We start from the raw sequence: 24,888 nt of genomic DNA, 5'->3' as shown, positions 1-24,888 counted from the left end.
CGTGGCCCGACTTCGTCGATTACGAGCCCTCGCGTCGAACCATTGGGGTCACCGCTCCTCGCCGCGAGGCCCCATCTGCGGCCGGAGCACTGCGGTCAAATGGCGCGCGAATCGACGCCTTGACGCTATTTCCCGCGCAATGATAAGGCCGCTGCCATGGCCATGACCATGCGAAATTGGTGGTTCGTCCTGCCTTCACTGTCGCTCCTCGCCGCCCCCGCGTGCGGCGACAACGGCGGCTCCACGACCGGGAGCACCGGCACCGACGGGACGACCGAACCTGCCACCACCGACGGCACCGCGACCGACAGCACCAGCGAGCCGAGCAACCCGAGCAGTCCGGCCACCTCCGACACCCCGACCACCGACGGCACCACGACCACCACCGATCCGACGGTCGGCACCACCGACGCGCCCGGCACCACCACCGAGGCGCCGGGCACCACCACCGACGACACGACGACGGGCACCACCGGTCCGGTCGAACCTGGCCCGGAGGACATCCCGGAGATCCCCGACGACGGCATGCCCTCGTCGGCCCACTTCAAGAAGGTCCCGCTCGGCATGTCCGACGCCGCCCAGGGCTACTGGGAGTACACCCCGCCCGGCTACGGCGGCGGCGAGAAGTACCCGCTGATGATCTTCCTCCACGGCATCGGCGAGAACGGCAACGGCGACAGCGAGCTCGACAAGGTCCCGAACAACGGCCCGCCGAAGCTGCAGAAGAACGACCAGTGGGACACCTCGCTGCCGTTCGTCGTGCTCTCGCCGCAGCACCCCGGCGGCGGCTGCCCCGGCCCGGGCGAGGTCCACTCGTTCATCGAATTCGCGCTGACGCACTACGACATCAACCCGGCCCGCGTCTACCTCACGGGCCTGAGCTGCGGCGCCATCGGCTCGTGGAACTACCTCGGCGAATTCCTCGACGAGCAGATCGCGGCGATGGTCCCGATCGCCGGCGACGGCAAGGGCGCCTTCAACAAGGCCCAGTGCGAGCTCGGCCGCGTCCCGATCTGGGCCTTCCACGGCGACGCCGACCCGACCGTCAACGTCAGCGGCACCATCCAGCCCGTCGAGGGCCTGCAGGCCTGCGACCCCAAGCCCGACGTCGAGATGGTCATCTACCCCGGCGTCGGCCACGACTCGTGGACGAAGACCTACGACCTCTCGGCCGGCCACGACATCTACGCGTGGATGCTCGAGCGCTACAAGCAATAGTCCGCCCGTCGTTCGCCAATGATCATGGTCGCGGGGCCGTCCGGTCCCGCGACCCTCGTCCGCCCGGCTTCTGCACCAGCGGAGGCCGGCCGCGGGTCGCTGCGCGTTTTCACGCATCTGCGCCCTGGCCTCGCCATTGATATGCTCGACGGCGGTGACGGAGCCCCCGCCTCAGGTCCCCGACGTCGACGACGCCGTCGCCGACGCGCGCACGCGGGAGGTCCCGCCCGACCCGCCGATCGTGCAGGCCCGGCCCGGCCGCACGCGCTCGCACCCCCGCGTGCCCGAGGCCGAGCCGGCCATGCCGACGCGGATCCGCCACTTCACGGTGCTGCGCCAGATCGGCCAGGGCGGCATGGGCGTGGTCCTCTCGGCCTTCGACGACGAGCTCGATCGCAAGGTCGCCATCAAGCTGATGCGGCCCGCGGGCGGCGACAGCCTCGGCCGCGCCCGCCTGCAGCGCGAGGCCCAGGCCATGGCCAAGCTGGCCCACCCCAACATCGCCCGCGTCTACGAGGTCGGCGAGTTCGAGGGCCGCGTCTACATCGTCATGGAGTACATCCAGGGCGAGACCCTGCGCGCCTGGCTGCGCCGCGGCCCGCACCCGTGGCGCGACGTGGTGGCGCTCTTGCAGCAGGCCGGCCAGGGCCTCGCCGCCGCCCACGCGGCCGGGCTGGTCCACCGCGACTTCAAGCCCGACAACGTCATGGTCGCCGAGGACGGCTTCGTCCGCGTCCTCGACTTCGGCCTCGCCCGCGCCGTCGATGCCGGCGACGCGCCGTCGGGCGCCGACCCGCGCCTGTTCGCGCCGGTGACCCACAGCACCGGCTCGCTCAGCGAGCAATTGACCGAGGCCGGCACGCTGGTCGGCACGCCGCCGTACATGTCCCCCGAACAGTTCGCGCTCCAGCCGATCGGCGTCGAGAGCGATCAGTTCAGCTTCTGCGTCGTGCTCTACGAGGGCCTCTACGGCGCGCGGCCCTTCAAGGCGCGCACCGCCGACGACCTCCTGGCCCAGATCGCGGCCCTCCAGCGCAGCGAGCCCCCGCGCGGCGCCCGGGTCCCGCCGCGCCTGCGCCGGATCTTGCTGCGCGGGCTGTCGGCCCAGCCGCAGGACCGCTGGCCGTCGATGGCGGCCCTGCTCGCCGAGCTCGCGCGCGAGCCCGGCAAGCGCGCCCGCCAGTGGTTCGCCGGCGTCGGCATCGCCGCGCTCGCGGCCGGCCTCGGCTACGGCCTCACCCCGCGCGCCGCCGCCCCGCTCGACCTCTGCAAGGACGCCGCGACCCGGTTCGCCGGGATCTGGGACGACGCCCGCAAAACCGAGCTGCGCCAGGCCCTGCGCGCCACCGGGGCCGCCGGCGCCGACGACGTCGCCCGGCGCGTCGAGGCGCGGCTCGACGCCTACGTCGCCGCCTGGATCGCCATGCACACCGAGGCCTGCGAGGCCACCCACGTGCGCGGCGAACAATCGCCGCAGCTGCTCGACCGCCGCATGGAGTGCCTGAGCCTGCGCCGCACCGAGGTCGACGTGCTCGTGCAGGGCCTCCACGCCGCCGACGCCGCGATGCTCGATCGCGCGGTCCAGGCGACCATGAACCTCGGCCGCCTCGACCGCTGCGCCGACGCCGAGGCGCTGCTGGCCACCTTGCCGCCGCCCGACGATCCGGCCCAGGCGGCCCGGGTCGCCGACGTGCGGGCCAAGCTCGCCCGCGTGCGCGTGCGCGGCAACCTCGGCCAGTTCGAGGCGAGCCGTTCCCTGGCCGACGAGATCCTGCAAGAGGCGATCGCTCTCGGCTATCGCCCGCTGCACGCCGAGGTGCTGGCGCGCCACGCCCAATTGCTCGAGTACGCCGGCGACGCCGCCGGCGCCGAGAAGGCGATGCTCGACGCGTACTTCATGGCCGGCGCCGTCAAGCACGACGAGGTCCAGGCCGACGCCGCCCTCGCGCTGACCTTCATCTACGGCGTCGAACTGGCCCGCTACGACGACGCGATGCTGTGGGACCGCCACGCCGCCATGCTGCTCGAGCGGATCGGCGCGCGGCCGCTGCTGCAGATCACCCGCCACACCGGCCTCGGCGGCGTGCTCGAGCGCTGGGGCAAGTACCCCGAGGCCCGCGAGCACCTCGAGCGCGCGCTGGCCCTCGCCGAGGCCGACGAGGGCCCCGAGAGCCTCAACCTCGCGACCGTCGCCCACAACCTCGGCGGCGTCTACCTGGCCCAGGGCGACCTCGCCGCGGCCGAGCAGATCTACCAGCGCAGCCTCGACATCTACGTCGAGCTGCTCGGCCCCGAGAACCTCGCCGTCGCCGACACGCTCAACAACCTCGCCATGACCGCGCAGCAGCGCGGCGACCTGCCCGGCGCCCGCGACCGCCTGCTGCGCGCGCTCGTCATCTACGAGCGCAGCATCGGCGTCGAGCACCCGCGCCTGTCGATCCCGCTGTGCAACCTCGGCAGCGTCGCCGCCGCCCGGCGCGACTTCGCGGCCGCCCACGAACACTACGAGCGCGCCCTCGCCGTCACCGAGAAGGCGCTCGGCGCCGACGACTTCGAGGTCGCCGAGCCGCTCGGCGGCCTCGCCGAGCTCGCCGCGCTCGAGCGCCGCTGGGACGACGCCGAAGCGCTGGCCGGCCGCGCGCTGGCCCTGCACGCGCGCGTGCAGGGCCCCGCCCAGCCGGGCCAGATCCAGCCGCTGTGCGCCCTCGGCGAGGTCGCCCTGGCCCGCCGCGAATACGCCGACGCCCGCGCCCACTTCCAGCGCGCGCTCGAGATCGCCGAGGCCACCTACGGGCCGCAGGACATCGCCGCCGCGACCGCCCTCGGCGGCCTCGCCCGCGCCGCCGTCGGCGAACGCAAGCCCGAGCAGGCGCTCCCGCTGCTGGCCCGCGCGATCGCCATCCGCGCGCAGCCGCGCGGCCTCCCCCACGAATTGGCCGCGCTTTATTTCGTCGAGGCCCAGGCCCGCCAGCAGTCGCGCGACCCGACCGCCGCCGACGCGGCCCGCCGGGCCCTCGCGCAATACATCGCCGCCGGCGAACGCTTCGCCGCCGAGCGCGCCGAGGTCGAATCATGGCTGGCCGCGCAGCGCTGATGCACGACATCGACTGCGACGCGCGCGACCCCCGACGCCCCACCGGCCCTCGCGCAAGCCACCGCCGCCGGCCCACGCTTCCCGCCGAGCGCGCCGAGGTCGAATCATGGCTGGCCGCACAGCGCTGATTCACGACATCGACTACCGACATCGACAGGACCTCGCCGTGGCCTGCCATCATTGCCGGCAATCCTTGCAGCCGCCCTTCCAACCCCGCCCCGTTGCGGCAATCGCGCCCACCCGATCGTCATGACGGATCGACCGCGCATCGTTACTACCGGGACGATGGACCAGTCCGAGCGGCACGAGGGCGAGGTGCGGGCGCTGTTCGCCGCCTGGGCGCAGGCCGAGAGCGATGAAGTCGCGCTGGCCGGCCTCGCCGCGCTGCTGGCGAGCCCCGACGACAGCCCGGCCGGCGACCGTCTGCGGCGCCTCTGGCCCACGCCCGTCGCCCCGCTCCGGCCCGCGCCGAGCCGCCCGCGGGACCCCGCGCTCGAGCGGGCGCTCGCCACCGCGAGCGCCTGCGTCGGCCGCCTCGAGTCGATCGATTCCGGCAGCGTCACCGTCCTCGCCACCGCCTGGCTCGTGCGCCCCGAGTTGGCGGTGACGGTTCGCAAGCCGCTCCTGCCCTGCCTCGCGCAGCTGACCCGCGGCGAGCGCGGCCTCCAGCTCGACCTCGGCGGCGGCGCCCTCGTGGCGGTCCGCGAGGTCCTCTACATCGCGCCCGACTGCGACCTCGCGCTGGTGCGGGTGGCCCCGCAGGCGAGCTTCATCGCCCTCGCCCCCGGCGTCGCCCACGGTCACGAGCTGGCCGCGATCGACCGCGGCGACCCGCCCGCGCCGCAGGACGGCGAGGCCCGGCCCGGCGACCTGCGCCTCGTCCCCGGCCGGGTCCAGGAGGTCTCGGCGGCGCTGCTGCGCCACGACTGCCTCGGTCGACCGGGCGGCGTCCTCCTCGACCTCGCGTCCGGGCAGGCGATCGGCCTCACCCTCGGCGGCCACGAATCGGTGCCCGGCTGGCTCGTCCGCGAGCGAATCGAGCGACTGTTGCGATGACGTCGACCCGCCTCAACGCGCCGGCAGCAGCTGGGCCCGCAGCCCGGCGGCCCACTGCTCGAGCCCGGAGATCGTGCTCTCCATCTCCGACGCGCTCGCCTCGAGCCCGCGAATCGCCGCCTCGAGCTGCTGCTTGGCCCGGCGCAGGCGGCTGCGGGCCGTGTCCTCCGGCACCCCGAGGAACGCCCCGAGCTCCGGCCCGGTCATGCGCTCCCAATAATACAGCTCGAGGATCACCTGCGAGGCCACCGGTATCTTGCGCAGACCGTGCAGCAGCAGCCGCTGCTCCGCGTGCGCCGCCAGCAGCGACGTCGGGCTCGCGCCGAGGTCGACCAGCGACATCTTCTCGAGGTCGAGCTCCTCCGGCGGCCGCCGGTTCCGGCGCAGATGGTCACGTAGGACATTGTGCGCGATGGCGAACAGATACGTGCGAAACGAGGCGTCTCCGCGGAACCGGTCGCGGCCCTCGACGCAGCCGATGAAGGTGCGCTGCACGAGGTCTTCGGCCTGGTGCTCGACCTTGTTGCGAAAGAACCTGCGGACGGCGTCGAAATAGCGGTCGAACAAGATACTGCCGGCCTGGCGATCGCCCCCACGCCAGGCGGCGAGGAGCTCCTGGTCGCTCGTCATGGCGCCACTTTACCACGGAGGCCAGGCCGCGAAACCGGCTGGCTGACGGGCCCGGGCCTCGGAGACACTACCCCGGCCATGGACCCGCAGCAGGAGCACACCTGGCCGAACCTCGAACGGCTCGGCTCCGACAAGCGCGACCTCGCGGACGAGGCGATGTATCGCAGCCTCAAATCGAAGCTGTTCGACGAGGCCCATCCGCCGGTCCAGCTCGGTCGGTTCCGCGTCGTGCAGACCCTCGGCCAGGGCGGTATGGGCGTGGTCTATTCGGCCCAGGATCTGCAGCTCGATCGCCTGGTGGCGATCAAGGTCATCCGCGACGACCGCCTGCGCGAGGGCGCCAGGGACCGGGCGCGCCTTCTGCGAGAGGCGCAGATGCAGGCCAAGCTGTCCCACCCGAACGTGGTGCAGATCCACGAGGTCAGCGAAGCCGAGGGCGGACTCTTCATCGTCATGGAATTGGTGAAGGGCTTCACCCTCCGCGAATGGCTGGACCGCGAGGCGCGCCCTTTGGCGGCGATCCTCGAGCGATTCGTCGAGGCGGCCCGCGGCCTGTCGGCGGCCCATCAGGTCGGCATCGTCCACCGCGACTTCAAGCTGGCCAACGCGCTGGTCGGCGAGGACGGCCGGGTCCGGATCGCCGACTTCGGCCTCGCCGTCGCCGACCAGCGCCACCAGGAGACCGAGCCCGACCGCCCCGCCGGCCCCGCCTCCGGCCACACCAGCAAGTACGCCGGCACGCCGACGTACATGTCGCCCGAGCAGGTCCGCGGCCGCGAGTGCGACGCCCGCAGCGATCAATACTCGTTCGCCGTCGCCCTGACCGAGGCGGTGTTCCGCCGGGCCCCGCCCCCCGCGGTCGAGCGCCTGGCCGATCGGACAGGCGCCCCCCTGGCGCTGCCGGCCGATCCCCCCGCCCCGCAATGGCTGCGCCGCGCCCTCACGCGGGCCCTGTCCCTCGACCCCGCCGACCGCTTCCCGACGATGGCCGACCTGATCGACGTGCTGGTCGAGTCGCCGAAGCGCCGCCGCCGGCGCGCCCTCGCGGCCGGCCTCGTCGTCGCGTTGACGAGCGCCACCGCCCTCGGGGCCACGCTCTTCACCGCATCAGCACAGACGCAGTGCTCGCAATACAAGGACCGCCTCGCGTCGACCTGGAACGAGCGCAAGCAGACGCTGCACGACGCGTTCAAGGCCACCGGCGTGCCGTACGCCGAGAAGTCATGGCAGCGCGCGAGCAGCATGCTCGCCGAATACGTCCATGACTGGGCGGAGGTCGCCGCGAACAATTGTCAGGCCACGCAACCCGCGACGCCGACGCTGGAGCGGCTGTTCGCGCGGGGTGCGGCCTGCCTCGACCGCCAGCGCAGCGCCTTCGACACCTTGCTCGACCAGTTCGCCAAAGCCGACGCCGCCCTCGTCGCCGACGCGGATGCTGCGGTCGCCGGCCTGCCTCCGCCCGCGCGATGCCGCGTATCCGCAGACATGCGGCTCGAGGGCGCTCCCGTCGGACCTACGACCCCCAGGGTACGCGAGCTCCTCGACCGGGGCGAACTCCTGACGAACATCCAGAAGGGCCGCGACGCCGTGGCGGTGCTCGACGACGCATTGTCGGAGAGCCGCGGCACGGCCGACGCCGCCGGAGAGGCCGAGGCGCTGCTGTGCCTCGGCCGGGCCCGAGGGCGGCTGCTCGGCGACGGTCCCGGCGCGACCTACTTCCTCCATCAAGCCTACGATCGAGCGAACGCCGCCGATCACCCGTCGCTCAAGTGGGAGATCTGGAACGAGCTCGCGTGGGTCCAGGCCGTCGTCTTCGACGCGCCCGGCGAAGCGCGCACGTCCATGGACCACGCGAGGTCCGAGCCCCATCCGGATCCGCGGACCGCCGAGGCCGCGATCGCGGCCGTCGAAGGGGAGATCTTGATCGCCGAGGGCCGGGCCGAGGAGGCCGTCGAGCGGCGAAAATTCGCGCTCGCCACGTTGAGGGCACTCTACCCCGCGGATCATCCGGAGGTCGTGCTCGCCCGCAGGGCGCTCGCCGCCGGCCTCGGCGAGGCTCGACAACAGCAGCTGGCGCGCGAGCTGAACGAACAACTGCTCGCAGATCTGCGGAGAGACTACGAACCAAGCCACCCGTGGCCCGCGCGCGTCGAACTCGACCTCGGGCTCGACCTCTATGAGCTCGAGCAATATCCCGCGGCACGGGAACACTTCGAACGCGCGCGCGACACCCTGCTCGCGGCATACGGCGAGCGGCACCCCTGGGTTGCCAAGGCCGAGGTCGCGCTGGCGCGACTCGACGTGGAGGGCGGCGCGATCCCCCAGGCCATCGAGCGGCTCGACCGGGCGCTCGCCACCTTCGACGACCTCTACCCGCCGGCTCACGCCGAGCGGATCAATGCCCTCATCATCCTTGCGGACGCCCACCTGACGAGCGGGCAGACCGCCCGGGCCCTCACCGTCTACCGCGAGCTCCTCGCCATCCACGAGGCCGCTCCGGCCCACAGCACGGTGGACGAGCCCGGCGTCGTCGCCAACATCGGCGACGCCCTCTGCACCCTGGGCCGATGCCCGGAGGCGCTGCCGTACTTCGCGAGTCTGCTGGCGCACGAATCGACGGCGTCCGACCCGGCGCTGAAGGCAGCCGCACTGCGAGGATTCGGGCTCGTGCACCTGGCGAAAGGCCAACCCGAGCTGGCGGTCGCCCCCCTTCAGGAGGCCTTGAGGCTCTTCGAACAGGCGCCCGGCGACCGGAGCGGCATCCCGGCGATGCGGGTCGCGACCATGCGCGAGCTGGCCGATGCGCTGACCGCGACCGGGCGCAGCCCGGAGAAGGTCCGCGAGCTCCGCCGACGCGCCGCCGAACTCGAGTCGGCCGGGTAGATTCAGCGCAGGCGCTCGAGCTGCTCGAGCCGCTCCCGCACCACCCAACCCGGCACCCCGAGGTTGAGGCGGCGGTCGCGTGATTCGCCGTAGTTGAGGCCGATCACCGCCCCGCGGACGAGGTCGACGACCGCTCCGCCGGAGCTGCCGCCGAGCGTGGTGCAGTCGTGCTCGAGCAGCGCCGCCGACGTCGACACCACGCGGCCGAGCGAGATCCGCTTGTAGCCGCGGCCGTCGCGGTCGAACCAGCCGTCGCCGAAGCAATGCTTGTACTCGGCCTCGGGGTACCCGCCCTCGGCGTGGCTCGGGAAGCCGATCACCGCCACGGGGTGGCCGGCGACGATCGCGTCGACCACGGCGAGCCCGGCGTGCGGCGTCCGCTCCTGGGACACCTGCACGAACGCGAGGTCGTGGATCGGGTCGATGTACAGCACCCGGCGGACCGGACAGCGTCGGTCCGCCGGCGCGTCCGCCTCGGCGCACAGATCGACGCGCAGCGTCCGGGTCCCGCGCTGCAGGTCGTCGAGGAGCGATAAAATGTTGTGCCGATTGGTCACCGCGACGTCGTCGCGGACCAGCCAGGCCGTGCCGCACTGCGACAGCGGCCCGAGCTCGGGGCATTCGAGCCGGCCGACCGCGCCGAGCATCGCCTCCAATTGCGGCCTGGCCGCGCGGACCACGGCCTGCCAGGCCGGCTCGGGCGGCAGCGAGAAGGTCCCGGCGCGGACCGTCAGCGGGCACGGAAACCACTGACTCACGAGCTCCAGCGCCGACGAGTCGGCCGCGGGCGCCGCCGGCGGCTCGGCCGGCGCTGTCGACAATCCGACCTCGTGGCCCTCCAGGGTGTCCTGAGACGTCATCGTTTGCATCGCTCCCTCGGCCTCGCGCCGCGGATTGATAGTGGCACGAGCGCTCCTTTCCGTGCATCTGCACCGCCGGTCGATCATCGTCGCGTCGAGGTGACCGGTTCGGCACGTCCCGAACACTACCGCTGGGACGCGACGGGGTCGGCGATGTCCGCCGGGCCGACGCGCGACAGGAGTTGCATCGTCATGGCAGTCACATGGACCTTGAAGGACGGCTCGGGCTCGAACCTCGCCACCCAGCCGACCTCGACCGGCACCCTCGCGCTCTACTTCAACAACAGCGGCTATCCGTACTACGCTGTCGGCGAGATCGTCACCGAGGTGCTCGCCGAGGTCGACAGCACCGGTCCCGTCACGATCACGCTGTCGCCGCAGAATGAGGGCTACTCCCTCGACGAGGTCCGCAGCGACCCGCAGGAACTGCCGTCGCCGCACGGCGGCGTGATGACCTGGACCCAAAGCGGCCCCGTCACCACCCTCGCCTTCACCGCGCCCGGCACCGTCAACAACGAGTGGTCGTGGGGCTTCGGCGGCCTCACCCCGCCGCTCGGCCTGAAGATGAAGGCGCGTATTCGCCGGACCTGACCGGTCCTCGGTCGACCGCGCCGCGCGACCCGCACCTGGCTTTTCCGCCAGGTTTCGTCCGCCTCGCGCGCGCCTCGCCGAGCTCTGCTAGCATCCGCCGGTGTCCGCGCTGCCGGTCCTCGACCTCACCCCGCTCCGCCGCGACGCCGACCCGGTCGGTCGCGACGGGCTCGCGCGGGCCATCGCCGCCGCTTGCCGCGACAGCGGCTTCTTCTACCTCGTCGGCCACGGCCTCGACCCGGCCCTGCTGCCGCGCCTCGAGGCCCTGAGCCGCCGCTTCTTCGCCGCCGCCGAGGCCGACAAGCAGGCCCTGGCCATGCGCCACGGCGGCCGGGCCTGGCGCGGGTGGTTCCCGCTCGGCGGCGAGCTCACCTCGGGTCAGCCCGATCTCAAGGAGGGCCTGTACTTCGGGACAGAGCTCCCCGCCGACCACCCGCGCGTGCGCGCCGGCACCCCGCTGCACGGCGCCAACCTGTGGCCGACGTGGCTGCCGGAGCTGCGGCCGACCGTGCTCGCCGTCATGGCGCAGCTCGCCGACGTCGCCCAGGTGCTGCTCACCGGCGTCGCCCGCAGCCTCGACCTCCCGCCCGACTATTTCCGCGTCCACTACACGGGCGACCCGACGCTGCTGTTCCGGATCTTCCACTACCCGGCGACGTCGCAGACGGGCTGGGGCGTCGGCGAACACACCGACTACGGCCTGCTCACGCTGCTCGCCCAGGACGACGTCGGCGGCCTGCAGGTCAAGACCCCGCGCGGGTGGATCGACGCCCCGCCGCTGCCCGGCGCCCTCGTGTGCAACATCGGCGACATGCTCGACCGCCTCACCGGCGGCTGGTACCGCTCGACGCCCCACCGCGTGCGCAGCTCGGCCGGGCGCGATCGCCTGTCGTTCCCGTTCTTCTTCGATCCGGCGTGGGACGCCGAGATCGTGCCGCTGCCGCGCCGCGCCGCCGACATCTCCGACGACGCCGCCGAGCGCTGGGATCGCGCCAGCGTCCACACCTTTCGCGGCACCTACGGCGAGTACCTGCTGGCCAAGGTCGCCCGCGTCTTCCCCGCCCTGCACGCGGCGGTGCAAACAGGCACGTGACCAGGCGCCCGCCCCGCCGCTCGCGCGCACAGCCGGCCTCTGCCGTGCTCACATTGGCGGGAGGCGACAATGAACAATGTACAGTGGTCGCTCAGTGGTGTTTCCCTACGGTGTGAAATCGCGGAGGAAACAGCCATGCGTGCGAAGCACCACATCAACGACCCCGAGGGCGCCCGCGCCGACACCGACGCGGAGGCCCCGTTCGAGGAGTTCATCGGCCCCGGCTTCCGCTCGCGCGGCCTCTACGGCGACGTGACGTGGCCCGACCGGGAGCCGCAACCGTGGCCCTCGGCGCCGCGCGCCCGCGAGGGCGACACGCTCGCGGGCGGAGAGTCCGGCCGAGGTCGCTACGTCGGCTGCGGCCCGCGCAGCTACCGCCGCTCCGACGCGCGGATCGCCGAGGACATCAACGAGGCCCTCACCTGGCACCCGGACATCGACGCCAGCGAGGTCGAGGTCGCCGTCGAACAGGGCAACGTCACCCTGACCGGCCTCGTCTACGACCCGCAGACGCGCCGCTTGATCGTCGAGCTGGCGCTGCAGACGGCAGGGGTGGCCGAGCTCGACGATCGCCTCAGCGTCGCCGGCGGCAAGGCCTCGAGCGCGTGATCCTGTCCTCTGTCCTTGGGGACAGCCGGGATCGCACGGCTCGATCTCGCGCCGCTCGGGAACCATATCGGACCTCGCCCTCGAGAATCAGGCAGACCGGCGAATGTCGCTGATTTGCACCGCGAGCGAGCCCGAGGGGCGAGCCGGCCGGCGGCTCGACCGACGAGCCCCGCTTGGTGCCCGGGGCCGCGGCTGATACGCTGGGCCGAGCCGCATGCCTCGGAAAGTCCGCATCACCGCTGCTCCGCCGACCCGCAAGGAATTCGAGGCTGCGCTGCGAACGCTCGGCTACGCCGCGGCCGAGCCGTTCCCGTACGAGGCCTGCGGGCACCGCGGCCGCCGGCGCTGCGCCGTGTACACCATGCCGAGCGCCGACTGTCGCCACGAGCCGCGGAGCTTCGGCGACCTCGGCTGGCGGGTCTACGAGGGCTGCGAGCAGTGCTGCATGGAGGTCGGCGGGGTGCTGTTCTGCGGCGGGCTCTACGAGCACGTCCGCATCTTCCGCGGCCAGGTCGACATCACCGGCACGACCGGGGTGGGGCTGTTCGAGTTGCAGCCGGCCGACGAGCCGCTGCCGTGACGGCGACGACCGGCGCGGGGCTCCTCGTGGCTCCTCTTGCACGCCGCGTCGCGGTCGCCGCGGACACAGCCGCCGGCGCTCGCTGACGCCGGCGGCGCTCCGCGTCCCCCTCAGCGCGAACGCCGGCGGCGCAGCGTCAGCAGCAGCAGCGTCAACGCCGACAGGCCGGCCCCGCCGGCGCCGTCCTGGCGGCAGCCGCAGCCGCTCTCGTCGGTCGCGCTGCCGCCCGAGTCGCTGTCGGTGTCGCCGGCCGTCTCGGTGTCGCCGGTGGTCTCGGTGTCGCTGGCGTTCTCCGTGTCCGAGCCCGGCTGCTCGCCCGTCTCCCCCGGCCCGCCTGTCGTCGGCACCTGCCCGCTCGAGCCGTCGGAGTCGGTGTCGCCGCCGCTCGTCGAGGTCGGGTCGCCGCCGGCGAGGCAGTTCGCCTCGCAGCCGTCGCCGGGCTCGGTGTTGCCGTCGTCGCACGCCTCGCCGCCGTCGACCACCCCGTCGCCGCAGCTCGCCGCCGTGCAGTCGGTGCGGCACGCGTCGGCCTCGGTGTCGCTGTTGTTCGCGCCCTCGTCGCACTCCTCGCCGGCGCTGACGATCCCGTCGCCGCAGATCGCCGCCGGCGCGTCGACCACCCCGACCACGCACAGCGCGTCGAGCGTCCAGCCGCCCATCTCGAGGCCGCCGTCGCTGCGCAGCTCGTACTTCAGCGTCACCGCGTCGTTCATCACCGACGGCGTCAGGTCGACGTCGTGGAAGCGCCACTCGCGGTCGGTGTGGTGCGTGGTCGCGTCGTTCATGTTCGGGCTGGCATGGTTGGCCCACACCTCGACGTCGTTGGCGAAGATCCGCGCCCGGTCGAAGTGACCGTCCTCGACGTTGAGCCAGCGGCGGTACTGCAGGCGCACCTGCGAATAGCCGGTCGTGTCGATCACCGGCGACTGCGCGTAGTTGGTCTTGTCCGACTGGTACGTGCCGTTGTAGTTGCCGCCGCCGAGGTCGTTGCCGAACACGCGCGAGCCGGCGAACGCCGCCTGCGGGTCGCCCGACGCCGTCGGCGCCATCGGCTCCTGCCACATCCAGTCGTCGGCGCCCTCGCCCTGCATGCCCATCGTCAGCCCGTGCGTCCAGCCGTCGGCGGCCGGGTCGGTCTCGAAGTCGGTGCAGTAGATCTCCTCGACCGCGCCGACGAAGAACTCGTAGAACGGGTCGGCCGGGTTCTCCGGGTACTGCAGCGCGGTCGCGTCCTGGAACGTGATCTTGATCTGATACTGCACCACGCTGCCGGCCGGCTGCTGCGGGATCTGTCCGGTGATCTGGTCAGGCGCGATGTCCATCGCGATCACCCCGCCGACGTCCGGCTGCTCGCGCAGGCGCCAGGTCAGCTCGGCCGACTCGATCGCCCCGCCGCTGCACTGCCCGCCGCTGCCTTCGACCGCGACCGACACCGTGTACTCGGCCAATTGCGGCAGGGCCACCGCGGGCGCCTCGACGTCGACGCCGAGCTTGAACAGCCCGTGCTTGGCGAACGCCGCGTTGATCAGGCACTGGTTGGGCGTGCCGTTGGCGAGGTCGCCGTCGTCGTCGTCGGCCGCGAGCGCCTCGAAGTACATGCTCGGGATGTCGACCGCGCGGCGGATCGACTCGTAGTAGATGTGATCGGCCCAGGCCACCGCGCCGGGGCCCTGCTCCTCGATCAGCGCCTTGCGCAGGTCCCACAGCGCGCCGGCGATGATGAGGCCGGTGGTGTGGGGGTCGCCGGCGATGTCTTCGGGCCACACCGCCTCGCTGCCGTTCGGGTCGATGTGGCGCAGCGGCCCGGGGTCGTTGAGGAAGAAGCCGATGCCCATCGCCGGGTCGTCGACGATCGTCGCCGCCAGGTAGTCGCTGACGCCCTCCGACAGCGCGGGGTCGAAGTTGCCGACGCCCTGGATGATCGCGCGGTCATGCACCCCGTGGCCGTACTCGTGGTAGACGATGTCGGCGACCCGGCCGGTGTTGTTGCACTGGTTGCTCTGGCGGAAGAAGTTGATGTTGCCGTCGTAGTAGGCGTTGCAGCTCTCGTCGATGTTGACGGTCGCGGTGAGCTGCTGGCCGAGCCAGCCGAAGTCGGGGTCGATCTGGCGCACGTACTCGATCACGCGGTTCGAGTGGACGAACGCGCTGATCTGGGCGTCGACGAACTCGTCGTTCGGGACGCTCCACACCGCCGTCTGGTTCGGCTGCAGGTTGAGGTTGCCGGTCGCCTCGCCGCCCGCCTCGTTGTTGACCGCCACCTGCGGACCGGTCGCCCGCGCCGTCACCGTCGTCGCGTTGTTGCCGTTCCACGTCACGTCGCCGGCCTCGGTGCTGGTGACGTTCACCCCGGCCACCGTCAGCGACGCGCGGTTGGCCGGCCAGTCCTGGCGCTCGCCGCCGGGCTCGCGCAGCGGCGCGTCGTAGGCGACCTTGCCGCTGGCGAACAGCAGCGTCTGCTTGCGCGCCACCGGCTCGCCCGTGGCCGCGTCGACGTAGACGCGCCAGCGCCCGCGCGGCGCCGTCGTCGACAGCTCGACCGGCACCACCGTCGCGTAGTCGACCTTGCTCGCGCGCACCAGCGGCAGCACCACCGCCTCGTGCGCGGCCTCGAAGGTGACTGTCCCCGGGGACAGGTCGCGCTCGAGCCACGCGCTCGCGGCGGCCCGCGCCTGCGCGGCGCCGACCGAGCGGACCGCCGGCGCCGGCACGTGCGGCAGCGCCTCCGAGCCGATCATGAACAGGCGGTCGTTGCGGAAGCGGAAGCTGACCTGCCCGCCCTCGACCGCCACGCCGCGGACCCGCTGCACGAACCCGAGCGTGCGCATCCCGCCGCTCTCGACATTCGCCACCAACGCGAAGTCGGCCGCCGAGGCCCCGGGTGCCAGCAATGCGACGTGCCGGCTCAGGAACGCCCGCGCGATCCGCTCGGCCGCGACCGGCGAATTCGCGCTGCCGGGCGCCGCGATCCCGGCGCCCCAGATCCGCCTGACCACGTCGGTATCGCGGTCCCACACCGCCCACGTCTGCGGACCCATCTCGGCGACCAGCCGCGCCCACGCCCGCGCGTGCCCGGCCGGCACCCGATGCCAGGCGAGATCGCCGGCCACCCGCACGGGAGCGCCTTGCGCGACCTCCAGGACGGGCCGCCGCGCGTGTGCGGCGGGAGTCTGAACCGCGCTCGCGGTCGGGCTGACGGCCAGGATCGTGGCCGCGGTGAGGGTGGCAATTCCGTGGGCGAGTCTCATCGGTCCTCCGCGGGTGCGCCAGAGCGCACCACGCTGGCACCCTACCAAAACGCAAACCGCTGCAGGTATGTTTGTGTCTAGCGCGTGCTCACAGGGCAAGGCCCTGTCGCCGCTTGACCTCGCGAGCTGCCCCCAGCGGCTGAACGCGGCAGCGAATGGCTGCACTCGGCCGAGCTCTCGCCGTCCGCGAGCGCAGGCAGTGCTGCCATTCGTCCGAACGCGTCGACGGCAATCGGAGGACTGCGGCCGCCTGACCCTTGGCACATGCTCCGAACGACATGTTCAGCCTCTGCTCGCTCCGTCGCGCTCGCCCCGGTTCCCCGCGAACTCGACGCGACCGACACGGCTCGAGAAGGTGCATTCATTCCCGCCTCGATCCAAATGGCACGACTCTCCATGCACCGAGCCGCCGGATCGCCCGATCCTCCGCTGCGCACCGGAGCGCGCGAGCCGGCCCGCGCTCTCGCGCGCGTCTCAGCGCGAGCGCCCGGCCCATGCCGGCGCGAGCCGTGCTCCGGGCGACGGTTTCGACTATGCTGGAGCCGCATGTCCGTGATTCCTTATGGCGGCTCGTTGGAGCAGGTGTTCGCCGAGCTCGAGCGCGTCGACTTGCTCGTGCGCATCCAGGTCGCCCGGCTGCGGCACAGCAAGCGGGACGACAAGTTCGAGGGCCTCTACGTCTCCGAGCAGGAGATCGACGAGCACCTCGCGCGGCCGCTCGGCGCCCCGCGCTGGGCCGGGGAGCCCTCGCCGGTGGTCGGAGCGCAGCTCGAGCGGCTCGACGCGCTGCGGCGCGGCCTGGTCGCGCGCGCCGAGGCCACGCGAGCGGCCGGTCTGCGGCTGCGGCTCGACGAGCTCGTCGCCGCGTTCGGCCTGTCCGACTTCGACCGCGACGTCGTCCTGCTGTGCCTCGCGCCCGAGGTCGCCCCGCGCTACGAGCGGCTCTACGCCTACTTGCAGGACGACGTCACGCGCCGCCGCCCCGGCGTCGACCTCGTGCTCGAGCTGCTGCGCCCCGCGCTCGCCGACAAGCTGGCCGCGCGGGCGCGCTTCGCCGCGAGCGCGCCGTTGTTGCGCCACAACCTCGTCCAATTGTTCGACGAGCCGGCCCACCCCTGTCCGACCCTGCTCGGGCGATTCTTGCGGCTCGACCCGCGGGTCGCCGCATTCCTGCTCGACGGCGACGAGCTCGCCGCGGAGCTCGACGGTCTCGTCACGCGACTCTCGCCCCGGCCCGCGGGCTCGCCAGGCGCGGCGGGCGACGCTCGCGCGCGGCTCGCCGGCCGCTACGACCCGCGCGAGGGCCTGCTCGTCGACCTCGTCGGCCCCGCGGGCAGCGGCAAGAAGTCGTGGGCGCGGGCCCTGTGCGCCGACCTGGGGCTCGGACTCCTCGTCGTGGACGCCCCGAAGCTCCTCGGCGCCGGCCCGCCGGCAGAGGCCGCGCGGCGACTGTCGATGGTCGCGCGCGAAGCAGTCCTGCAGCAGGCGGCGATCTACTGGGAGGGGCTCGGCGAGCTCGGCGAGGACGACCACGCGGCGGCGATGGGCGCGCTGCTCGGGTCGGGCTCGCACCCGCGCGGGTTGACCTTCGTCGCCGGCCCGCGGCCGTGGGTGGTCGCCGAGCGCGTGCCGGGGCTCCGGTTCACTCGCGTCGAGCTGCCGCGGCCCGGCGACCAGGAGCGGCTCCGATTGTGGCAGCGCGAGCTCCCGGCCGCGCTGCCCGACGACGTCGCGGCCGAGCTGCCGGCCCTCGCCAGCAAGTTCCGCTTCACCGCCGGGCAGGTCCGCGCCGCCGTTGCGAACGCGCGCGAGCGGGCCCACTGGCGGGCCGGCGAGCCCGCGCTGACCGTCGCCGATCTGTACGCCGCCTGCCGGGCCCAGCACAGCAGCAAGCTCGGCGAGCTCGCGCGGCCGATCGTCCCGCACTACACGTGGAGCGACATCGTGCTCCCGCCCGACAGCCTCGCGCAGCTCCGCGAGGTGTGCGACCGCGTACGCCTGCGCGGGCGCGTCCACGAGGAGTGGGGCTGGAGCGCCAAGCTGTCGTTGGGCAAGGGCATCAACGTCGTCTTCTCGGGCCCGTCGGGGACCGGCAAGACGATGGCCGCCGAGATCCTCGCGCACGAGCTCGGCCTCGACCTCTACAAGATCGACCTCTCCGGCGTGGTCAGCAAGTACATCGGCGAGACCGAGAAGAACCTCGCCAGGATCTTCGCCGAGGCCGAGACCAGCGACGCGATCCTCTTCTTCGACGAGGCGGACTCGCTGTTCGGCAAGCGCTCCGAGGTCAAGGACGCGCACGACCGCTACGCCAACATCGAGACCAGCTACCTGCTGCAGCGCATGGAGGAGTACCAGGGGCTCACGATCCTCGCCACCAACCTGCGCAAGAACCTCGACGAGGCGTTCGTCCGCCGCATGGCGTTCGCCCTCGCGTTCTCGCTGCCCGAGGAGGCCGAGCGGCTCGACATCTGGCGGAAGGTGTGGCCGTCGGCCGTCCCGCTCGATCCGGCGCTCGACCTCGAGTTCATGGCCCGGCAATTCAAGCTGAGCGGCGGCAACATCAAGAACATCGCCGTCGCCGCGACCTTCCTGGCCGCCAGTCGGGGCGTCCCCGTGTCGACGGCGCACCTGATCCTGGGCACCCGGCGCGAGCTGCAGAAGATCGGCCGCATGTGCGTGGCGGCGGACTTCGGCAAGTACGCCGCGCTCGCCGAGTGAGCGGCGGGCGTCGCGGCGGCGCAGCGCTCGCGGTCCATCGTCGAGCGCCGCGAGCTCGGTCTCCGCGCCGTCGGTGAATCGCCGAGCCCGGGGCGGCGATTCCCGCGGGGCCACGATCGACCGCGCGACGAGACGTCCGCGCGACGCCTCGTGCGTGGGACGTCGCGGGCGAGCGCGGGTGATTCGCGCGGACGCGTCGCGCATCGGCGAGACCGCGCCACTGTCGGGAGGTGCGTCGCGCGGCGAGCCGTCGCGGCCCTTCATTCTTAAAGGACTCCGCCGCGTCGCGACTCGCCGAGACGTCGACGGACGTCCGCGCCTCGATCCGACGCGCCCTCGATCGCCGATCATGGCGCTCGCGCCGCGATCGGCGGCGGGCGGAAATGATGCGACCCGGGCCGGCGGGCCGCGTCGGCGGTGCATAAAATAAATTCAATTGACGAGGCAGGGAGCGACACATAGTATTCGAGGCGTTGCGATGGCAAGACCGCGCGCCTGCGTGCGGCCGGCGGGCCGCGGGCGATCCGCGGCGTTCGGGGTGGGCGATGATTCTGGATCTGGACAACACCATCAAAGAATTGCTCGAGACCTTCGCGCCGGCGAATTCCGAGCTGGCCGGCGCGACGATCTCCTTCGACCTGCCGGACGCCAATTGGCGGGCGCAGCTCGACGCCCTGACGGTCAATTGCTACCTGTACGACATCCGCCAGAACCTCGCGGCGGCGACGAACGAGCCGATATTGGTCCAGAGCGCCGACCAGAAGAAGCGGGCGCGGGTGCGGCCGCCGGCGCGGATCGACTGCTCCTATTGCATCACCGCGTGGAGCCCGGCGCTGACCGGCGCGGTGTACGAGGAGCACCGCCTGCTCGGCCAGGTCCTGCAGGTGTTCCTGCGCTTCCCGAAGATCCCGCAGGAGGTCCTGCAGGGCGCGCTCGTCGGGCAGATGGCGCCGTACCCCGGCATCGTCGCGTCGCAGGACGGCGTGCGCAACCTGCCCGAGTTCTGGAGCGCGCTCGACCAGAAGCTGAAGCCGTCGCTCAATTACGTGATCACCCTCGGGATGCTGCCCGAGGCGGTGCCGACGGACGCACAAATGGTCGACAAGCCGATCACGATCGAGGTCGGCGTCGATCAACCGTGAAGACCAGCGCGATTCGGCGGCCTGCGGGCCGCGGCTACCCACGGCCTGACCGGCCTGAAATGGAGAGAGGTGATGGCGAACATTGGAATCAATCTCGTAGAAGTCGATGGGCGGGCGACGCCGAGCATTCAGGGGGCGGCGACGTCGGTGGCGGGCTTCATCGTTCGCACCAAGCGCGGCGTCCCGGGCAAGGTGCGGATGGTCACCAACTTCTCCGAGTTCCTCGAGCACTTCGGCGGGTTCATGCCGAGCGCCGCAGCGCACGACAATTACTTCGGCGCCTACGCGATCAAGGGCTTCTTCGACAACGGCGGGGCGATCGCCCACGTGACCCGCGTCTTCGGCACCGGCGTCGCGGCGACCGCGACCTCGACCGACGGCGACGAGAACGACGGCCCGCTGACCGTCACCGCCGGCTACCGCGGCCAGGCGGACCCCGGCGCGTGGGGCAACAAGATCTCGGTCGACATCGTCTACCGCGCCGCCGGCCAGCCGGACGTCGCGGCCTCGTTCGACATCACCGTCAAGTACGACGGCCGCCAGGTCGAATTCTGGGACCACCTGCCGCCGGGCCCCGGCGCGGTCGCCAAGGTCAACGACGAGTTCAGCGGCTCGAAGTACATCACCATCGCCTTCGACCCCGCGGTCAACGGCGGGGTGCTCGTCGGCGAGTCGCTGACCCTGGGCAGCGGCGCCCAGGACAGCCCCGACGCGGACGCGCTGGAGGACCTGTGCATCGCGGCGCTCGGCCTCTACGACACGATCGACATCCAGCTGCTCGCCTGCCCCGACTGCACGACCGTCGACTTCGCCGTCGCGGGGACCGACTATTGCGCGCTCCGCGGCGACTGCATCTTCGTCACCGACGCCGGCGACGTCGACGTGTCCGGGGCGCAGGCGTTCACGCCCACGCTGCGCGGCAACAACATCTACGGCGCGGTGTACTGGCCGTACATCCGCGTCAACGACCCGATCGGCACCAGCCGGTGGGTCCCCGCGACCGGCCACGTGCTCGGCGTCATGGCCCGCACCGAGCGCGAGCGCGGCGTGTGGAAGGCCCCCGCCGGGGTCGCCGCCCGCGTCCAGGGCGCGCTCGACGTCCGCCACCACATCTCCGACCCCGCGCACACGACCCTCGTCAAGGGCTCGGGCGTCAACGCGGTCCGCTTCATCTCCGGCCAGGGCATCGTCGTCGACAGCGCGCGCACCCTCAGCACCAATTCGCTGTGGCAGTTCATCAACGTCCGCCTGCTGTTCAACTTCGTCAAGAGCTCGCTCAAGAACGGCCTGCGCTGGGTCGTGTACGAGCCGAACGACGAGGTCCTGTGGAACAAGGTCAAGCACAACGCGGTGACCCCGTTCCTGATGAGCCTGTGGCGCCGCGGCGCGTTCGGCCCGGGGTCGCCGGAGGACGTGTTCTCGGTCAAGTGCGACGGCGAGAACAACCCGAGCAACAACGTCCAGGCGGGCATCCTCAACGTCGAGGTGTACTTCTACCCCTCGCGCCCGGCGGAGACGTTCATCATCACGGTGGGCCAGCAAGAGGGCGGTCCGACTGCGAGCGAAGGCTAATACGAGGAGAGGAGCGAGGTCATGGCAAACGTAGCGTTCACCGAGGCGTACCGTACGCACGAATTCGTGGTCGAGATCGAGGGGATCGAGAGCCCGGGGGTCACCAAGGTCAGCGGGCTCTCCGAGGGCGAGATCGACGCGATCGATCAGCCCGACGGCGGCTCGAACGTCGTCCACAAGATCAGCTCGGGCATCGTCAAGTACGGCGATCTGACCCTCGAGCGCAACATGGACGGCACCGCGGCCGACGCGGCGTTCCAGAAGTGGTTCCAGGAGATGTTCAAGCTCGACGGCACCGGCGTCGGCTCGAAGCTGCGGCGCAACGGCTCGGTCGTCAAGCGCCAGTTCGGCAAGGAGGTCATGCGCTTCGCCTTCGAGGGCGCGTGGATCAAGTCGTCGCGGTTCTCCGACCTCGACGCGTCCACCTCCGGCCTGATGAAGCAGACGATCGTGCTGGCGATCGAGCGGATGTACCGGGTCTGAACGGCGCGACGCGCGGCGGAGGAGCGGGACCATGAGCCTACCGAGGCGAGAATTCGAGGTCGAGCTGCCGCTCGGCTGGGTGGACGACGCCGGACGGGTGCATCGCCGGTGCGTGATCCAGAAGATGCGCGGCCACGAGGAGGCGCTGTTCTACGACCCGAGCCTGTCCGCCGGTCGGCTCGTCACCGAGCTGATCAAGGGCTGCCTCGTCCGCTTCGTCGACGGCCCCGAGGCCCCGGCCCCGCTGGTGGCGCGGATGTTCTCCGCCGACCGCAACTTCCTGGTGGTGCAGATCCGCCGGGTCACCCTCGGCGACGAGGTGGCCTGCCGCTACACCTGCCGCGGCTGCGGGGCCGACATCGCGGTCACCGAGGACCTCGGCCGGCTCGCGGTCCGCCGCGCCGGCGACGGCCCGCTCCGCACCGCGCTGCGCGTCGAGCTCGCCGACGGCTACCGCGACGGCGAGGGCGTCACGCACCAGGCGCTCGAGCTCCGCCTGCCCCGCGGCGACGACGAGGAGTTCGTCGCCCAGATGACCGACGATCCGCTGCGCGCCCGCGACGCCCTGGTCCTGCGCTGCATCCAATCGTTCGGGTCCCTGCGCCGGGCGACGCTGGAGGCCTACGGCCTCAAGATCCTGCGCGACCTGACCCTCGGCGATCGCCGCGCGATCTACCGCGCGCTCGACGACGACAGCCCGGGGGTCGACTTCCGCCGCACGGTGACCTGCGGCCGCTGCGGCGATTCGTTCAAGACGACCCTCGAGGTCTCGGGTTTTTTCGACCTCGGCTAGGTGGCGGCGTTCGCCTCCGACAGGAGATCTTCTACCTGGCCTATCACCTCCACTGGCCCTACGGCGAACTGATGGCCATGGAACCGAGCGAGCGGCGCGCCTACGTGCAAATGCTCGCAGAGCGCATCGAGGCGAACAACGCCGCGATGGAAGAGTTCAACGCGCGATGGGAGAGGCGGTGAATCGTATGACGAGCACGGACGACAGCACGCACCGGCGCGCCCCGGTCGCGGCCGACCTCGACGCGCCGCTCGCCAGCGCCGGCCTGCTGCTCCTCGCTCGTCGTCGCGGCGCGGCGAAGCCGGGCCCGCGCAGGCTCGCGTGCCTGCCCTTCCTCGGCCTCGCACGCGCCGCCCGCGGCCGCGCGCCGACCGTCGAGGACGCCGCGCTCGCCTGGGCGTCCCTGCCGCTGGCGTCGCTGCTGTTGTGGGGCCTGACGCCCGCCGACGGCCCCAGGCCGCCCGCCCTCGCGCCCACCAGTCCTTCGGGACAGGTCGCAGAGACGCCGCAGGTCGGCGCGAGCGCCGGGCTGCCGCTGCGCCCCGCCACCCCGCCGGTCCCCGGTTCGTCCGCGACGCCGCACTGGTCGGCGATGCAGCGGCAGCCCTCGACCACGCCGGCGCCCTCGACCTCGCCGGCGCCCTCGATCTCGCCGGCGCTCGCGCCCGCGCCCGCGCTCGCGCCCGCGCCCGCGCCCACGGCTGCCCCTGCGCCCGCAGGACCGGCCGCGCCCCGTCCATCCTCGGACGGGCCTGCCGCGGGCCCCGGCGCCGTCCACACGCCGCCTGGGGAGCCACGGTGGGCCCTCCCGATCCCCGCGAGCGCCGGCCCCGGCGCCCTCGGCCGTGCCCCGGCCGGCGCCCCACCCCCGCGCGTCGATCACACCTGGCCGGCGCTCCCTCGACCCGCCGCCGCCCCGCCGGCGGCCCGCGCGGTCTCCTCGCGCCCCGCCTCCCTCGCGGCGGCCGATGCTCCAGCCCCCGCGGGCACCTACGGGGCCGCGCCGCCGGCCTCGTCGGCCCTCGCCGCCACGCCGCGCCCGGGCGTCGCACCCGGCGCGCCCCCGCAGTTCCTGGCGCTGCCGGCCCTCCCGTGGGCGGGCGGGGGCGCGACGGCCATGCGCGAGGCCTCCCCTGCGCTCCAGGGCGAGCCACCGCTGCGTCCCTCGCTGGCGAGCGCGCCGGTCGACCTCCCGCAGCTGCTGCGCACGATCGGTCGGGTCGTCGAGCGGACCGTCGGCGAGCAGGTCGCGCGGGTGTTCCCGCCGGCGCAGCCGCAGCCGGCCCCGGCGGCCGCGCCCGGGCCCGGCGGCGAGGTCTTCAGCGAGCAAGCGGTGCGCCGGCTGATGGTCATGATGCGGCGCATCGAGCAGTACGAACGCCTGCGCGGCGGCGACATCGCATGAGCCCGCGAATGTGAGGACGTCATGGAACAGCTGCAAGTGCTCCGCGGATTCATCGCCAACATCGACGTGATCCCGCCGCTGGTGTTTACGTTCCAGTACAACCCGCAGTCGGTCAGCGACAACAAGAAGGTCAATTACGTCGACCGCAATTCGTCGCTCTGCGGCAACGCTCCCGGCAAGTTCTACGTCGGCGGCGGCGATCGCATCATCTCGGTGTCCTTCAAGCTCCACGGCCTCGAGCAAGGGCTGAACGTCATCAACCCGAGCGGGGTCGACAACGGCATCAGCACCGAGCTCGCCAAGCTGCGGTCGTTCCTCTACCCCAAGGCCGACGCGTGGGCGACCTTCTCCGGCGGCGCCCCGGGCGGCATGAAGCTGGCCGCGCCGCCCACCTGCTACTTCGGCTTCGGCACCAAGATCCTCGAGGGCACGATCATCGAGATGCAGATCAACGAGACGCAATTCAACAGCGCCCTCGCCCCCGTGCGCGCCGACGTCACGGTCACGATCGCCGTCGACGAGTCCGACGGCAACGCCCTGTACGAGCTCGACAAGCAGCACCGCAACGTCCTGGCGGCGCTCGGCCTGCAAAACATCAGCCTGTTCTAGGAGCGCCATGCCCGTCTCGGTCACCTCCCGCTATCACCGCCTCGACGTCCTGGTCGACCCCGAGCGCGGGCCCTACGTCGCCCAGCGCCCCCCGCCCCCGCCCGGCCCCCGCCCGGCAGCGTCACCCACGTGCTGGTCGGCGAGGAGACCCTCGATCAGCTGGCGAAGCAGTACTACGGCCGCGAGGACCTGTGGTGGCGGATCGCCGACGCCAACCCGGCGCGGCATCCCGCCGACTGGCGCGCCGGCGACGCGCTCGTGATCCCCCCGCTCACCGCCGCGCTGGCCCCCACGGAGTGAC

The 24,888-nt window shown here is 72.4% G+C and carries 19 protein-coding genes; 16 read left to right on the top strand and 3 right to left on the bottom strand.

Annotated features, from left to right (window positions below; genetic code table 11):
• Positions 1-156 precede the first annotated feature (156 nt).
• From NAEX_RS53265 to NAEX_RS33860, 3 genes are all read left to right on the top strand, one after another.
• Positions 157-1,218 (top strand): carboxylesterase family protein, encoded by a 1,062-nt coding sequence (locus NAEX_RS53265; protein WP_245913855.1) that lies wholly within the window; start codon positions 157-159, stop codon positions 1,216-1,218.
• Between the two features lie 154 nt (positions 1,219-1,372).
• Complete coding sequence (locus NAEX_RS33865) at positions 1,373-4,312, top strand: serine/threonine-protein kinase (RefSeq protein WP_096331615.1); 2,940 nt, start codon at positions 1,373-1,375, stop codon at positions 4,310-4,312.
• A gap of 285 nt (positions 4,313-4,597) precedes the next feature.
• On the top strand, positions 4,598-5,368 hold the full coding sequence (locus tag NAEX_RS33860; RefSeq protein WP_096331614.1) for a hypothetical protein: 771 nt from the start codon (positions 4,598-4,600) through the stop codon (positions 5,366-5,368).
• A gap of 12 nt (positions 5,369-5,380) precedes the next feature.
• Here NAEX_RS33860 and NAEX_RS33855 read toward each other — a convergent pair whose 3' ends face one another.
• Positions 5,381-5,935: an RNA polymerase sigma factor gene (locus NAEX_RS33855; RefSeq protein ID WP_245913854.1), complete on the bottom strand. Its 555-nt coding sequence runs from the start codon at positions 5,933-5,935 to the stop codon at positions 5,381-5,383.
• On the opposite strand from NAEX_RS33855, the gene NAEX_RS33850 reads away from it, so the two are divergent.
• On the top strand, positions 5,879-8,881 hold the full coding sequence (locus NAEX_RS33850) for a serine/threonine-protein kinase (RefSeq protein ID WP_143825682.1): 3,003 nt from the start codon (positions 5,879-5,881) through the stop codon (positions 8,879-8,881). The two genes, NAEX_RS33855 and NAEX_RS33850, sit on opposite strands and share 57 nt — an antisense overlap.
• A 2-nt stretch (positions 8,882-8,883) precedes the next feature.
• Here NAEX_RS33850 and NAEX_RS33845 read toward each other — a convergent pair whose 3' ends face one another.
• Positions 8,884-9,741, bottom strand: a complete 858-nt coding sequence (locus NAEX_RS33845) for a trypsin-like serine peptidase (RefSeq protein WP_170136218.1) — start codon at positions 9,739-9,741, stop codon at positions 8,884-8,886.
• Positions 9,742-9,933: 192 nt separating this feature from the next.
• Between NAEX_RS33845 and NAEX_RS33840 the strand changes: the two genes are divergently transcribed.
• The 4 genes from NAEX_RS33840 to NAEX_RS33825 all read left to right on the top strand — a co-directional run bounded on the left by NAEX_RS33840 (position 9,934) and on the right by NAEX_RS33825 (position 12,614).
• Positions 9,934-10,332 (top strand): hypothetical protein, encoded by a 399-nt coding sequence (locus NAEX_RS33840; protein ID WP_143825680.1) that lies wholly within the window; start codon positions 9,934-9,936, stop codon positions 10,330-10,332.
• A 100-nt stretch (positions 10,333-10,432) separates the two neighbouring features.
• A complete protein-coding gene (locus tag NAEX_RS33835; protein WP_096331609.1) occupies positions 10,433-11,425 on the top strand; it encodes an isopenicillin N synthase family dioxygenase in 993 nt (330 codons plus the stop codon).
• A 135-nt stretch (positions 11,426-11,560) separates the two neighbouring features.
• Positions 11,561-12,034, top strand: coding sequence for a BON domain-containing protein (locus NAEX_RS33830; RefSeq protein WP_096331608.1), 474 nt, complete (start codon positions 11,561-11,563; stop codon positions 12,032-12,034).
• A 214-nt stretch (positions 12,035-12,248) separates the two neighbouring features.
• The gene (locus NAEX_RS33825; RefSeq protein WP_096331607.1) at positions 12,249-12,614 is read left to right on the top strand and encodes a hypothetical protein; all 366 of its coding nucleotides are present in this window, start codon (positions 12,249-12,251) and stop codon (positions 12,612-12,614) included.
• Positions 12,615-12,724: 110 nt separating this feature from the next.
• Here NAEX_RS33825 and NAEX_RS52405 read toward each other — a convergent pair whose 3' ends face one another.
• Positions 12,725-15,862 (bottom strand): M36 family metallopeptidase, encoded by a 3,138-nt coding sequence (locus NAEX_RS52405; protein WP_143825679.1) that lies wholly within the window; start codon positions 15,860-15,862, stop codon positions 12,725-12,727.
• Positions 15,863-16,408: 546 nt separating this feature from the next.
• Here NAEX_RS52405 and NAEX_RS33815 point away from each other — a divergent pair.
• From NAEX_RS33815 to NAEX_RS51115, 8 genes are all read left to right on the top strand, one after another.
• Complete coding sequence (locus tag NAEX_RS33815; RefSeq protein WP_096331606.1) at positions 16,409-18,583, top strand: AAA family ATPase; 2,175 nt, start codon at positions 16,409-16,411, stop codon at positions 18,581-18,583.
• A gap of 545 nt (positions 18,584-19,128) precedes the next feature.
• Complete coding sequence (locus NAEX_RS33810; RefSeq protein ID WP_096331605.1) at positions 19,129-19,725, top strand: Pvc16 family protein; 597 nt, start codon at positions 19,129-19,131, stop codon at positions 19,723-19,725.
• Positions 19,726-19,797: 72 nt separating this feature from the next.
• Entirely contained in the window at positions 19,798-21,297 is a 1,500-nt protein-coding gene (locus NAEX_RS33805; RefSeq protein ID WP_096331604.1) for a phage tail sheath C-terminal domain-containing protein, read from the top strand.
• Positions 21,298-21,318: 21 nt separating this feature from the next.
• Positions 21,319-21,780: a phage tail protein gene (locus tag NAEX_RS33800; protein ID WP_096331603.1), complete on the top strand. Its 462-nt coding sequence runs from the start codon at positions 21,319-21,321 to the stop codon at positions 21,778-21,780.
• A gap of 31 nt (positions 21,781-21,811) precedes the next feature.
• Positions 21,812-22,573 carry a T4 family baseplate hub assembly chaperone gene (locus tag NAEX_RS33795; RefSeq protein WP_096331602.1) on the top strand — a complete coding sequence of 254 codons (762 nt, stop codon included), beginning with the start codon at positions 21,812-21,814 and terminating at the stop codon, positions 22,571-22,573.
• 187 nt (positions 22,574-22,760) lie between these two features.
• Positions 22,761-23,978, top strand: coding sequence for a hypothetical protein (locus NAEX_RS33790; RefSeq protein ID WP_096331601.1), 1,218 nt, complete (start codon positions 22,761-22,763; stop codon positions 23,976-23,978).
• Between the two features lie 21 nt (positions 23,979-23,999).
• Entirely contained in the window at positions 24,000-24,587 is a 588-nt protein-coding gene (locus NAEX_RS33785; protein WP_096331600.1) for a CIS tube protein, read from the top strand.
• Positions 24,588-24,716: 129 nt separating this feature from the next.
• On the top strand, positions 24,717-24,887 hold the full coding sequence (locus NAEX_RS51115) for a LysM peptidoglycan-binding domain-containing protein (protein WP_170136217.1): 171 nt from the start codon (positions 24,717-24,719) through the stop codon (positions 24,885-24,887).
• Position 24,888: the final 1 nt, after the last annotated feature.

The organism is Nannocystis exedens (assembly GCF_002343915.1).
GTDB classification, from domain to species: Bacteria; Myxococcota_A; Polyangia; order Nannocystales; family Nannocystaceae; genus Nannocystis; species Nannocystis exedens.
The sequence above is the reverse complement of the archived record's forward strand: the minus strand, read 5'-3'. Positions and strand labels throughout refer to the sequence as shown.